Source organism: Staphylococcus sp. ZWU0021 (assembly GCF_000798895.1).
GTDB classification, from domain to species: Bacteria; Bacillota; Bacilli; order Staphylococcales; family Staphylococcaceae; genus Staphylococcus; species Staphylococcus saprophyticus.
Genome location: NZ_JTLN01000027.1, coordinates 188,215 through 201,533 on the forward strand (window position 1 = coordinate 188,215; position 13,319 = coordinate 201,533).

At 32.8% G+C, this 13,319-nt stretch carries 10 protein-coding genes and 2 pseudogenes; all 12 read left to right on the forward strand.

Annotation, left to right across the window (positions count from 1 at the left end; translation table 11 throughout):
* The first annotated feature begins 128 nt into the window (after positions 1-128).
* The 12 genes and pseudogenes from L987_RS06325 to L987_RS06380 all read left to right on the forward strand — a co-directional run bounded on the left by L987_RS06325 (position 129) and on the right by L987_RS06380 (position 13,259).
* The gene (locus tag L987_RS06325; RefSeq protein ID WP_047503640.1) at positions 129-755 is read left to right on the forward strand and encodes a poly-gamma-glutamate hydrolase family protein; all 627 of its coding nucleotides are present in this window, start codon (positions 129-131) and stop codon (positions 753-755) included.
* Between the two features lie 188 nt (positions 756-943).
* Positions 944-1,456: pseudogene (locus L987_RS06330) on the forward strand (poly-gamma-glutamate hydrolase family protein).
* Positions 1,457-1,524: 68 nt separating this feature from the next.
* Positions 1,525-1,908, forward strand: a complete 384-nt coding sequence (locus L987_RS06335) for an RrF2 family transcriptional regulator (protein ID WP_047503642.1) — start codon at positions 1,525-1,527, stop codon at positions 1,906-1,908.
* Between the two features lie 216 nt (positions 1,909-2,124).
* On the forward strand, positions 2,125-2,421 hold the full coding sequence (locus tag L987_RS06340; protein ID WP_002483427.1) for a thiamine-binding protein: 297 nt from the start codon (positions 2,125-2,127) through the stop codon (positions 2,419-2,421).
* Between the two features lie 531 nt (positions 2,422-2,952).
* Entirely contained in the window at positions 2,953-4,494 is a 1,542-nt protein-coding gene (gene miaB, locus L987_RS06345) for a tRNA (N6-isopentenyl adenosine(37)-C2)-methylthiotransferase MiaB (RefSeq protein ID WP_047503645.1), read from the forward strand.
* Positions 4,494-4,844, forward strand: a complete 351-nt coding sequence (locus tag L987_RS06350; protein ID WP_041080475.1) for a RicAFT regulatory complex protein RicA family protein — start codon at positions 4,494-4,496, stop codon at positions 4,842-4,844. The genes miaB and L987_RS06350 overlap by 1 nt, the downstream gene beginning before the upstream one ends.
* Positions 4,845-4,883: 39 nt before the next feature.
* A complete protein-coding gene (gene thiW, locus L987_RS06355) occupies positions 4,884-5,372 on the forward strand; it encodes an energy coupling factor transporter S component ThiW (RefSeq protein WP_002483424.1) in 489 nt (162 codons plus the stop codon).
* 468 nt (positions 5,373-5,840) lie between these two features.
* A pseudogene (mutS, locus tag L987_RS06360) lies at positions 5,841-8,211 on the forward strand (DNA mismatch repair protein MutS); the annotation flags it as partial.
* Positions 8,212-8,516: 305 nt separating this feature from the next.
* A complete protein-coding gene (gene mutL / locus L987_RS06365; protein WP_011303231.1) occupies positions 8,517-10,484 on the forward strand; it encodes a DNA mismatch repair endonuclease MutL in 1,968 nt (655 codons plus the stop codon).
* 11 nt (positions 10,485-10,495) lie between these two features.
* Positions 10,496-11,029 (forward strand): glycerol-3-phosphate responsive antiterminator, encoded by a 534-nt coding sequence (locus L987_RS06370; RefSeq protein WP_047503653.1) that lies wholly within the window; start codon positions 10,496-10,498, stop codon positions 11,027-11,029.
* 205 nt (positions 11,030-11,234) lie between these two features.
* A complete protein-coding gene (locus tag L987_RS06375) occupies positions 11,235-12,269 on the forward strand; it encodes a S66 family peptidase (RefSeq protein WP_047503656.1) in 1,035 nt (344 codons plus the stop codon).
* 171 nt (positions 12,270-12,440) lie between these two features.
* Positions 12,441-13,259 (forward strand): MIP/aquaporin family protein, encoded by an 819-nt coding sequence (locus tag L987_RS06380; RefSeq protein WP_011303229.1) that lies wholly within the window; start codon positions 12,441-12,443, stop codon positions 13,257-13,259.
* The last annotated feature ends 60 nt before the right edge of the window (positions 13,260-13,319 follow it).

Below are 13,319 nucleotides of genomic sequence, written 5' to 3' on the forward strand. Positions count from 1 at the left end.
CACATTATTAACGAAATAATCATGCACGCATTGATTGTCGTATTGAGCATGTGACAGTTTTTTTATATGTTTGATTAAGCATGATTTGTAGTACATATTTTCATTACACGATAGAGAGGACATTCATTATGATAGATCAATTTATGTCAATGTCAGAACTGATTGATCACACTGAAGAACATAAAGATTGGCAAATTTTATATAACGAGCGAGTTGCAAAAAGTTTAATAACAGCTGTTCATGGTGGTGCGATTGAACGTGGCACATCAGAAATTGCACAATTAATTAGTGAAATTGGTGGTTATAGTTTTTATACATTTAAAGGAATCAGGAAAAATAAAAATCATGAACTTCATGTTACATCAAAGCATTTTGATGAGCCCATACTTAATGAATTAGTACCGACACATGAAGTTGTAGTATCGTTACATGGTTGTATGGGTAATGATGTAGCAGTTTATATTGGAGGTAAAGATTTAGAATTATCCTATGAAATCACACAACAATTACAAAAAATAGGTATAAAGGTCAAACCGGCTCCAGCACATATAGCTGGAATGCAAACAGAGAATTTTGTAAATAAGGGTAAACGTGACGCAGGTGTACAATTAGAACTAACTGTGGCATTAAGGAAACAATGTTTTAAAAATAATAAATATAATTTACATGATAGAGAGAATCGAGAGAATTGGTCGCAGTTAATGTTTTCATTTTCCACTGCAATTGCCAATGCTTTAAAAATATTAAATGATTAAGTACGACTTTACAAAATCTTAAGATAATAGTGCTTAAGTTAGGGAATAGGTTGAATAGAAACTATGAAGGGAGTTTATTTATGGCAGATAAATATAAATCAATGACTGAATTGGCTGAATATACGACTGAAAATAGTGATTGGTCAGTGGTTCGTCGCGACTTAGATAGCCAAGTTATTATTTAGGCGATTCATGGTGGAGCGATTGAACCTGGTACAACGGAAATTGCTGATTTAACAGCACAAAAGGGTGATTTTGATTATTTTACTTTTAAAGGAACAAAATCAAAAGGAAATGAAGCGTTACACGTAACTTCTCGTCATTAAGACCAACCGGATATGATGGAAATGGTCAAAAATAAGACGCAAGCAGTAGCAATTTATGGCTGCGTGGGTGATGATAGCATTGTATATATGGGCGGCAAAGATGAAAGTTTGATTCGTGCATTAAAAGAACAATTTGAGCAATTAGATATTAAAGTAGATCAAGCGCCTAAACATATGTCTGGTGCACACGATGATAATATTATCATCGTGTGCACAGGTGAAGGTGTACAGCTAGAATTAACTTCGGGATTAAGAAAATTGTGCTTTAAAAATCAAAAATATAATAAACATAGCCGAGAAGACCAAAGTAATTGGAGTCAGTTTATGGATAACTTTACAATTGCAATCGTTCAAGCGATACAAAAGGTGCAGTAACGCTTGTAAATAATGGACACTTAAGCTATTATAGATTCAAGATGTCTATAGTAGGAAGATGATGATAAATGAAATATTCTAAAGCGACCAATTATGCGTTACACGCGTTATTATTTATGATCAAAAATAATGGTGATGTTCAACGAATTCCGGTACAAGATCTTGCTAAAGCATTAGGTATTTCTACAACTTACTTGTCAAAAATTTTAACAAGATTAGTTAAAGTTGGTGTTATTTCAGCGAGTAGCGGTGCTAAAGGTGGATACCAATTAAGTTTAAATTGGCAAGATGTAACAATCTATGAAGTGATTACAACAATTGATGGTAAACAAAGCTTGTTTGAAGATAGTTTTAATCATGGTGATAGTTGTTCAATTAATAAGTTAATGATTGAAGCGGAGCAAGCGCTCATAGGCAGTTTGAAACAAAAAAAGCTAAAGGATCTCATATAAATAATTGAGGTTCTTTAGTTTTTTTGTACGAGTAATTTAGATATTGGATGATTATAAAGCTGTACATCATGAGTACACATGATGAAATGATAATTGCATTGTTGTACATTAGTTTTCATTTTGTTTTTGAATAAAGTAACACGCGAATAACTGTGCGTATTATGTTTAATTTGCTAAAATATAAAGTAAATAAAGTAATTAAGGGGTTGACGTAGTATGAATGATACATTAATGAGTATTCAGATTATTCCTAAAACTGCTAACGGAGAAGACGTAATTCCATATGTTGATGAAGCGATTAAAGTAATAGATGACGCAGGTTTAACGTACCGAGTAGGTCCATTAGAAACAACAGTACAAGGTGAAATGAATGAATGTTTAATATTAATTCAAAAATTAAATGATCGCATGGTTGAACTAGAAATTCCTAGTATTATAAGTCAGGTTAAATTTTATCATGTACCTGAGGGGATAACGATTGAGACACTGACTGGGAAGTATGATGAACTTTAAAAAGTTCAAATATAGATTTATGTATGCGCCAGATTTATTTTATAAATAAACTTTTTTTTAGAACCACTTCTCAATTTATTGAGATAGTGGTTCTTATGCAAGTGAAAAGGCACTTGTAAACCCAAGCCAGAGCTTCTCAGTTTATTGAGATAGTGGTTCTTATGCAAGTGAAAAGGCACTTGTAAGCCCAAGCTAGAGCTTCTCAATTTATTTTCTTCGTATTGCTTAATCTATAAACTTTAATTGCTGAAAGTCATTGATTTCATACTGACATGGCTACTTTTGATTATATTTTTGAGCGCGGCCACATTTATTGAATGATGAAAGTTGTTTATAAAGGTTAACTGCAAAAAAAGTTGACTTTAATTATTTACAAGTCTTTTTGCACTTTGTGTTCAAATTTAATATAATGTAATAATGATTATGGATAAAGTTATAGAACTTAGAACTACGATGTTGTTAAACAAAATGATGCGAAATCTTTTGAATTACTTGTTCTTAGTTTTTATGATATAGAAAGGATTTTGTAGAGTGAATGAAGAACAAAGAAAAAGTACTTCTATTGATATCTTAGCAGAACGTGATAAAAAGACTAAAGATTATAGCAAGTATTTTGAACACGTGTATCAGCCCCCGAGTTTAAAAGAAGCACGAAAACGTGGTAAAGAGGAAGTTAATTATAATGACGATTTTCAAATAGATGAAAAGTACCGAAACATGGGACAAGGCAAAACATTTTTGATTAAAACATATGGTTGTCAAATGAATGCGCATGATACAGAAGTCATGGCAGGCATACTTGGAGCATTGGGTTATACACCAACGGAAGATATTAATCATGCAGATGTTATATTAATTAATACATGTGCGATTCGAGAAAACGCTGAGAATAAAGTATTTAGTGAAATAGGTAATTTAAAACATTTGAAAAAAGAAAAACCTGAAACGGTCATCGGTGTATGTGGTTGTATGTCACAGGAAGAGTCTGTGGTCAATAAAATATTAAAATCTTATCAAAATGTTGATATGATATTTGGAACACATAATATTCATCGTTTACCTGAAATTTTGGAAGAAGCTTATCTTTCAAAAGCAATGGTTGTTGAAGTATGGTCTAAAGAAGGAGACGTCATTGAAAATCTTCCTAAAGTAAGAGAAGGTAATATCAAAGCGTGGGTTAATATTATGTACGGTTGTGACAAATTCTGTACATACTGTATAGTGCCTTTTACTAGAGGTAAAGAGCGAAGCAGACGACCAGAAGATATCATAGATGAAGTCCGTGATTTAGCGCGCCAAGGCTATAAGGAAATCACATTATTAGGTCAAAATGTTAATGCTTATGGTAAAGATATTGATGGCTTAGCATATGGTTTAGGAGATTTATTAGAAGACATTTCAAAAATTGATATTCCGAGAGTAAGATTTACGACGAGTCATCCATGGGATTTCACAGACAGAATGATTGAAGTCATTGCAAATGGTGGAAATATTGTGCCACATGTCCATCTTCCTGTACAATCTGGTAATAATGCAGTGCTTAAGATTATGGGACGTAAATATACACGTGAAAGTTATTTAGATCTCGTTAACAGAATTAAGACACATATTCCTAATGTTGCACTTACAACTGATATTATAGTTGGTTATCCAAATGAAACAGATGAACAGTTTGAGGAAACTTTAACATTATACGACGAAGTTGAGTTTGAACACGCATATACGTATATATACTCACAAAGAGATGGCACCCCTGCAGCTAAGATGAATGATAATGTGCCATTGGATGTAAAAAAAGATAGATTACAGCAATTAAATAAAAAAGTTGCGTATTATTCTGAACGTGCAATGCAACAATATGAAGGACAAACAGTTCAAGTATTATGTGAAGGTGTAAGTAAAAAAGATGATACGGTCTTATCTGGTTATACCTCAAAAAATAAATTAGTGAATTTTAAAGCTCCTAAATCAATGATTGGAAAAATAGTTAATGTATATATTGACGAAGCTAAACAATTTTCACTTAATGGTACGTTTATCAGTGTGAATGATAAAACGGTGGTGACACAATAATGTATGAAAAAGATGATATTTTAGCTGAAGCAGAACGTTTGAGTGAACGTATTAAATCTCTAGATACTGTCAAAGAATATCATAAAGTAGAATCACAAATTCATCATAATGAAAATTTAGAACAACGAATGAAAGAATTAAAGAAAAATCAAAAGCAATCGGTCAATTTGCAAAATTACGGTAAAACACATGCGTTACAGGCCTCGGAAGAAAAGATTCAAGACATCGAAGAAGATATCAATATACTGCCAATTGTAGAAGAATTTAGAGAATCACAAGCAGAAGCCAATGATTTATTACAAATGATGATTCACACAATGTCCGATAGATTAAATAAACACCAAGAATAAGCAATTTTTTATTGCACTTATGGAAAGGGTTTGAACACTATGAAGACTAAAAAGTTAACATTAACAGCAATTTTTATTGCTATAAATGTTGTGTTAAGCAGTATAATTGTGATTCCACTAGGTCCTATAAAAGCAGCACCTATGCAGCATTTAATTAACGTACTTTGCGCTGTATTTGTAGGTCCTTGGTTTGGACTTGCTCAAGCTTTCATTTCATCAATCTTGCGCATGATTTTTGGTACCGGTAGTTTCTTTGCCTTTCCAGGTAGTATGATTGGTGTATTACTCGCTAGTGGTTTTTATTATTATAGAAAGCACCTATTTATGGCAGCTGTGGGAGAAGTGATTGGCACTGGAATTATCGGTAGCATCATGTGTATACCACTTGCTTGGGTCCTTGGTTTTTCAAATCTTGCAATTAAACCATTAATGCTCGCTTTTATTGTTTCAAGTGTAATTGGGGCAATTATTAGTTATATCATTTTAATGATATTGAAGCGAAAAGGCATTTTAAAACGCTACTTATAAAACACTATTATTATGAGATTGAGACATATTATTTTAATCAATAAGTAAATTTATGAAGTTAACTTGTAATCGTTAAGGTCATTTATTACTTAAAGATAAAATAAAGTGTCTTAATCTCTTTTGTTATATATGGGAGTTGGATTATGAAATCTCTATTAGAAAATTTGATTTCTGTCCCGCTCCCATTGAATTTTTAATATGATGAGAAATGTTTAAATTTAATAAACAGGCGTAAATTGAAAACTTATGTTAAAATTTAAGAGTTAAATTAGCTAGAAAAGCTGAAAATCGTGTGGTTATTAAAACAAATTTCAAACAATATAACGAGATAGTAAAATGATATTAGATGTAAGTACATCTCTTATAATCAATGTAGGATGAGATGCAAAAAGACAAAACTTACTTTCTATGACTAAATCAATGAACTAAGTGAAAATAAGAAAAATAAAAGGATTGTGAAATATATTTATGACAAACCAAACCCCAATGATGCAGCAATATTTAAAAATAAAATCACAATATCAAGATTGCCTATTGTTTTTTAGATTGGGTGACTTCTATGAAATGTTTTTTGAAGATGCTAAAGTAGCATCGAGAGTACTAGAAATTACTTTGACAAAACGTGATGCAAAAAAAGAAGACCCGATTCCAATGTGTGGTGTGCCATATCATTCAGCTGATGGCTACATTGAGACATTAATAAGTAACGGTTATAAAGTAGCCATTTGTGAACAAATGGAAGACCCTAGACAAACTAAAGGCATGGTTCGACGTGAAGTTGTTCGTATTGTCACGCCTGGTACAGTAATGGATCAAGGCGGTGTAGATGAAAAACAAAACAATTATATTCTGAGTTTTATTCAAAGTGCATCAATGTATGCATTGAGTTATTGTGATGTTTCAACAGGTGAATTAAAAGTAACTCATTTTGAAGATGAAGCAACTTTAATTAATGAAATTACGACAATAAATCCAAATGAGATTGTTGTTAAAGAAGCCATTGGTGAATCGCTAAAACGACAAATTAGTCTAACGACAGAGACTATCACGGTGCTTCCAGATATTTCTGATGTAAAATATGATGTTAATACAACGAATGATAGCCATTTATATCACGTAACACAATTATTATTAGATTATGTTTATCATACGCAAAAAAGAGATCTTTCTCATATTGAATCTGTGATTACATATGAAGCAGTAGACTTTATGAAAATGGACTTTTACGCAAAACGTAATCTTGAATTAACAGAAAGTATACGTTTAAAATCAAAAAAAGGAACGTTACTTTGGCTAATGGATGAAACGAAAACACCTATGGGTGCCAGACGTTTAAAACAATGGATCGATAGACCGCTTATTCAAAAAAAGCAAATTGAATCACGTCTTGATACAGTAGATCAATTTATCAATCATTTTATTGAGAGAGATACATTGAGAGGCTATTTAAATCAAGTGTATGATATTGAACGTCTAGTTGGTCGTGTGAGTTACGGCAATGTTAACGCACGTGATTTAATTCAGCTAAAACATTCTATTTCAGAAATACCCAATATAAAAAATCTCTTACAAGCTTTTGATGAACAAATGACAGCACAGTTTGAGGCGTTAGAACCACTAGATGATTTGCTTAATTTATTAGAAGAAAGTTTAAAAGAAGAACCACCCATTTCAGTTAAAGAAGGCGGTTTATTTAAAACTGGATTTAATGAAACGCTTGATAGCTATTTAGAAGCTTCAAAAAATGGAAAAAATTGGTTAGCAGAATTACAAACAAAAGAAAGACAACGAACTGGAATTAAGTCATTAAAAATTAGTTTTAATAAGGTTTTTGGTTATTTCATAGAAATTACTAGAGCTAATTTACAAGGGTTTGATCCCACTGAATTTGGATATCATAGAAAGCAAACACTTTCAAATGCAGAACGTTTCATTACCGATGAATTAAAAGAGAAAGAAGATATCATTCTAGGTGCAGAAGATAAAGCTATTGAATTAGAATATCAATTGTTTGTGCAACTTAGAGAACAAATTAAAGCATATACGGAAAGATTACAAAAACAAGCAAAAGTAATCTCTGAACTGGATTGCCTGCAGAGTTTTGCTGAAATAGCTCAAAAATATAATTATGCTCGCCCGACTTTTAGTGAAGATAAGACATTAGAACTTGTTAATTCACGACACCCAGTTGTAGAACGGGTTATGGATCATAATGATTATGTGCCTAACGATTGTGAATTAGATAAGGAAACGTTTATATATTTAATTACTGGCCCTAATATGTCGGGTAAATCAACATATATGAGACAAGTCGCAATTATTAGTATCATGGCTCAAATGGGTGCTTATGTACCATGTGAATCGGCAATATTACCTGTGTTTGACCAGATTTTCACTAGAATAGGTGCAGCGGATGATTTAGTTTCTGGGAAAAGTACTTTCATGGTAGAAATGTTAGAAGCTCAAAAAGCACTTGCACATGCTACAGAACACAGTTTAATCATATTTGATGAAATCGGTAGGGGTACATCGACATACGATGGTTTGGCTTTAGCTCAAGCAATGATTGAATATGTCGCACATACGTCGCATGCTAAGACTTTATTCTCAACACATTATCATGAATTAACTACGCTAGATCAATCATTGGCATGTTTGAAAAATGTGCATGTTGCTGCAAATGAATACAATGGTGAATTGATTTTCTTACACAAAGTTAAAGATGGCGCCGTAGATGATAGTTATGGTATACAAGTAGCTAAATTAGCGCATTTACCAGTGGAAGTGATTAATCGAGCGCAAGTGATATTGGATGCATTTGAACAATCGAATAATCAAACAAACAATAAGAATACCATGAATCATGTTGATATTCCTACTGATAAAAATCTAAATGCTTCAAGTGATGAAGTGACAGAAACAAAAGCTACGTATTATGTTGATAATGAACAGTCAGCTGCAACACAACATGCAAAAAGTGATGGACAATTTGAGCAAGCTGCCTTTGATTTATTTGATTCGCCTGCAAAACAAAGTGAAATAGAAAATGAAATTAAAACATTAAATTTATCAAATATGACGCCAATTGAAGCATTAGTAAAACTAAGTGAATTACAAAAACAATTGAAATAGAGGTGAAGTCATATGGGTAAAATTAAAGAACTACAGACATCCTTAGCGAATAAAATTGCTGCTGGCGAAGTTGTAGAACGACCTGGATCAGTAGTGAAGGAATTGTTAGAAAATGCGATTGATGCCCAAGCGACTGAAATCAATATAGAAGTTGAACAATCCGGCGTAGCATCTATACGAGTTGTGGATAATGGCACAGGTATCCACATAGACGATTTAGGCCTCGTCTTCCACAGACATGCTACGAGTAAATTGGATGCAGATGATGACTTATTCCATATACGTACACTCGGTTTCCGAGGTGAAGCTTTAGCAAGTATCTCTTCAGTAGCAAAGGTTACATTAAGTACATGTACAGATAATGAAGAAGGACAACAGATCTATGTGGAAAATGGTGAAATATTAGATCAAAAACCTGCTAAAGCGAAACGTGGTACAGATATCTTAGTAGAATCGTTATTCTATAATACGCCAGCGCGTTTGAAATATATTAAGAGTTTGTATACGGAATTAGGCAAAATTACAGATATTGTTAATCGTATGGCAATGAGTCATCCAGATATTCGTATTTCATTAATATCAGATGGCAAAACGATTATGAAAACAAATGGTTCGGGCCGTACAAATGAAGTAATGTCAGAAATTTATGGTATGAAAGTGGCAAAAGATTTAGTGCATATTTCTGGTGACACGAGCGATTACCATTTAGAAGGTTTTGTTGCAAAACCAGAACATTCACGTAGTAACAAACATTATATATCGATTTTTATCAATGGGAGATATATTAAAAATTTCTTGTTAAATAAAGCCATTTTAGAAGGTTATCACACCTTGCTCATGATAGGTCGTTACCCAATATGCTATATCAATATTGAGATGGATCCAATTCTAGTTGATGTCAACGTTCATCCGACTAAATTAGAAGTAAGACTGTCCAAAGAGGATCAATTATTTAATTTAATAGTTGAAAAAATACGTGAAGCTTTTAAAGATCGTATTTTAATTCCGCAAAATGATATGGATAAAATTACCAAAAAGAATAAAGTGTTGGATCAATTTGAGCAACAGAAATTAGATTTTGAAAAGAAACAACAACAAGAGAATCATTCACAACCTGTAAATAGCCATGAGGAAGATGAAAAGAATGACGACAAAGCATATCATTCCAGTCAAACTCATTACGAACCTACAGATTATATACTGAAAGAGGAAAACAACACATCAGTTTCTACATCGCCTAATAGTGATGATGACTATACCCAAACGCAAAAATCTGTTTTATATGATTTAGAAAATGAAAATCAATCTGAATTTATAAATGAAGCTGATTTTGATTCAGATATAAGCAATCACTCAGATTCTGATATTAAAGGAAGTGTCAGTAAAGACCCTTCACGTCGTGTGCCTTATATGGAAGTGGTCGGACAAGTTCATGGCACATACATTATCGCTCAAAATGAAAATGGTATGTATATGATTGATCAACATGCGGCACAAGAACGTATCAAATATGAATATTTTAGAGAGAAAATTGGTGAAGTGACGAATGAAATTCAAAATTTGTTAATTCCGTTAACTTTCCACTTTTCAACTGATGAATTAATGATTATTAATCAGCACAAAGAAGAGTTAGATAAAGTAGGCGTTCATCTCGAACCATTTGGGGGTAATGACTATATTGTAGATAGTTATCCGGTTTGGTTTCCCACAGCTGAAGCAGAAGAAATTATAAAAGATATGATTGAATATGTTTTAGAGCATAAGAAAGTAAATGTAAAAAAAATTCGAGAAGACGCTGCCATAATGATGAGTTGCAAAAAATCAATTAAAGCAAATCACTATTTAAAAAATAATGAAATGGCAGATCTAGTCAACCAATTGAGAGAAACTGAAGATCCTTTTACTTGTCCACATGGTAGACCAATTATTATTAATTTCTCAAACTACGAATTAGAAAGATTGTTCAAAAGAACTATCTAGGAGGTAAGTGGATGAAACCATATATTTTACCAGCAATTAGATCAATGAAAGATTTAGAAAAAATGACGCAAACAGATTATAAAGAATGCGTATTGCTCGATACACATATTGGTCATATTAAAAGTATAATGGATTTATTAAATAAGCATCACATTGAAACATATATGCATATTGATTTAATTAAGGGCATGAGTCACGATGAATTTGCCTGTGAATATATTATTCAAAATTATCATCCTAAAGGTATTGTCTCTACTAAGACTAAAGTGATCAACAAAGCCAAAGCATTGAATACGACGACTGTGTTCCGTGTTTTTGTATTAGATAGTCATGCATTACGTAGAAGTATTGAATTAATCAAACGTGTAGAACCAGACTATGTTGAAGTATTACCGGGAGTTACAACTAAAGCAATACAAATTATCAACGAGGAAACGAACACGTCTGTAATTGCAGGTGGATTAATCAATACGGTAGAAGAAGTTGATATCGCAGTTAAAAATGGTGCTAAATATATAACGACAAGTGATCGCCATTTATGGTAACCATCATGAAGAAAAATATCAATTCTATTTAAACCAAATTTAAGATAAAAGCTAGGCTAGCCAAACACAGAGATAATATTGCTATTTGACAAAGATATTAGCGATACTCTGTTAGCGCTAGCCTTTTTTTCTGATATTGTTAAAGGATTCAATATATATGTTATGATTAGTGGAATTTTATTAGATTGTGTTAAGGGGTGATTTGATGATTAAACCAAAACAATTAAAGCGTGGCGATACGGTAGCAATTGTTTCTTTATCATCAGGACTAGCTGGTGAAACTGACATGTTATGGCGTACGTATCAAGGTATTAATCGATTGAAATATGTATTTGGTTTAAATGTGAAGGTAATGCCAAATGCTTTAAAAGGAAGAACTTATATTAGCCAACATCCCGAAGCGCGGGCTGAAGATTTTAATAATGCCGTTAAAGATCCCACAATAAAGGGTATTATCAGCTGTATTGGTGGTGATGATGCTATTAAAATATTGCCATTTGTGAATCTAGAAGCACTACGGGAGCACCCAAAAATTTTTTCGGGCTATTCTGATTCAACCACGGTTCATATGATGTTTTATAAAATGGGTGTTGTCAGTTTTTATGGGCCTGCATTACTGACAGATTTTGCAGAAAATATTGCTATGGACGATTATACGGTTCGAGATATAGAGAAATTTTGGTTTAATACTAATATAATAGGTGAGATTCTTCCAGCAAAGTATATTAGACCATTTGGATTAGCGTGGCATATAGAAAATAAAATGATTGCTAGACAAACGATACAACAACAAGGTTATGAGTTGATTCAAGGATATGGTATTAAACAAGGACACTTAATTGGTGGGAATTTGGAAACATTGACTAGTTTAATAAACACGGACTTATTTCCAAATAAGACTGATTTTGAAGATGCTATTATATTTTTAGAAACATCTGAAGATACACCAGATCCTCAAGCATTTGAAGCGATGTTGGTCCAATTAATTCAACAAGATGCATTAAAACAGTGCAATGGAATGATTATAGGTAAACCATTTGATAATGTGTATTACACAGCTTATAAAGAAAAAATATTAGATGTATTGAAACAATACAATTACACGAATATACCAGTATTATACAACATGTCTTTTGGTCATAATGAGCCTAAGCACATGCTACCGTATGGTTTACAAGCAAAAATAGATTGTAATAAAAAACAATTTAAAATCAAGGAAAATGCTGTCAATATCACTTGAATTGTGACAAGATTTTTACAAAAAGATTGACAACGCTTACAAAATCGGTGTAAGATGAACACAAGTTAATAAATAGAACAGAGATGGGAGATTTCTACAGTAATTAAACCGGTGGTTCGCAACTGGCTATAATTGTAGGAATCTCTCTATCTTTTTTTAGGAGGAGTCTCTATGAGTGTGTATTTTGCTGAATTTTTGGGAACAGCAATACTAGTATTATTTGGGGGTGGCGTTTGTGCCAACGTCAATTTGAAAAAAAGTGCCGGTAACGGTGCAGATTGGATTGTTATTGCATTAGGTTGGGGGCTTGCAGTTTCAATGGGTGCATATGCGGTTGGAAATATTTCCGGAGCGCATTTAAATCCCGCAGTTACATTAGCGTTTGCTATGGACGGCGCGTTAAGTTGGAGTATGGTACTAGGCTATATCGTTTGTCAAATGCTCGGCGGTATTTTCGGTGGTGTTTTAGTTTGGTTAATGTATTTAGCACATTGGAAACAAACAGAAGATCAAGGCGCAAAATTAGGTGTATTCTCTACAGCACCAGCAATTAAAAATTATTTTGCCAACTTTTTAAGTGAAATCATTGGTACTGCTACACTTACTTTAGGATTACTATTTATTGGGATGAATAAAATTGCTGATGGATTAAATCCATTAATCGTTGGCGGTTTAATTGTAGCGATTGGTTTAAGTTTAGGTGGACCAACTGGCTATGCCATTAATCCTGCGCGTGATTTAGGACCTCGTATTGCACATGCGATATTACCAATTGCTGGGAAAGGGAAATCTAATTGGAGCTATGCGATTGTGCCAGTTTTAGGCCCAATTACTGGAGGAATGATTGGTGCAGTCATTTATAGATTATTCTATAAAGGCGCGTTTGATACAATGTCAGTTGTAGCGATTGTATTACTAATTGTTACTATTGCGCTTGGTATAGTGTTAAATAAAGCTAAAAGTGCAAAAGGTATCGAATCTGTATATTGATTAAGTTTTAAACAGTCCTGTTTATAAGTTAAACTATAAGCAGGCTTTATATTATAACAA

What these genes read in the sequence shown, in the direction of transcription:
- L987_RS06380 (WP_011303229.1), top strand. Translation starts at nt 12,441, where the DNA reads ATGAGTGTGTATTTTGCTGAATTTTTGGGAACAGCAATACTAGTATTA.
- L987_RS06350 (WP_041080475.1), top strand. Translation starts at nt 4,494, where the DNA reads ATGTATGAAAAAGATGATATTTTAGCTGAAGCAGAACGTTTGAGTGAA.
- thiW (WP_002483424.1), top strand. Translation starts at nt 4,884, where the DNA reads ATGAAGACTAAAAAGTTAACATTAACAGCAATTTTTATTGCTATAAAT.
- L987_RS06340 (WP_002483427.1), top strand. Translation starts at nt 2,125, where the DNA reads ATGAATGATACATTAATGAGTATTCAGATTATTCCTAAAACTGCTAAC.
- mutL (WP_011303231.1), top strand. Translation starts at nt 8,517, where the DNA reads ATGGGTAAAATTAAAGAACTACAGACATCCTTAGCGAATAAAATTGCT.
- L987_RS06375 (WP_047503656.1), top strand. Translation starts at nt 11,235, where the DNA reads ATGATTAAACCAAAACAATTAAAGCGTGGCGATACGGTAGCAATTGTT.
- L987_RS06325 (WP_047503640.1), top strand. Translation starts at nt 129, where the DNA reads ATGATAGATCAATTTATGTCAATGTCAGAACTGATTGATCACACTGAA.
- L987_RS06335 (WP_047503642.1), top strand. Translation starts at nt 1,525, where the DNA reads ATGAAATATTCTAAAGCGACCAATTATGCGTTACACGCGTTATTATTT.
- L987_RS06370 (WP_047503653.1), top strand. Translation starts at nt 10,496, where the DNA reads ATGAAACCATATATTTTACCAGCAATTAGATCAATGAAAGATTTAGAA.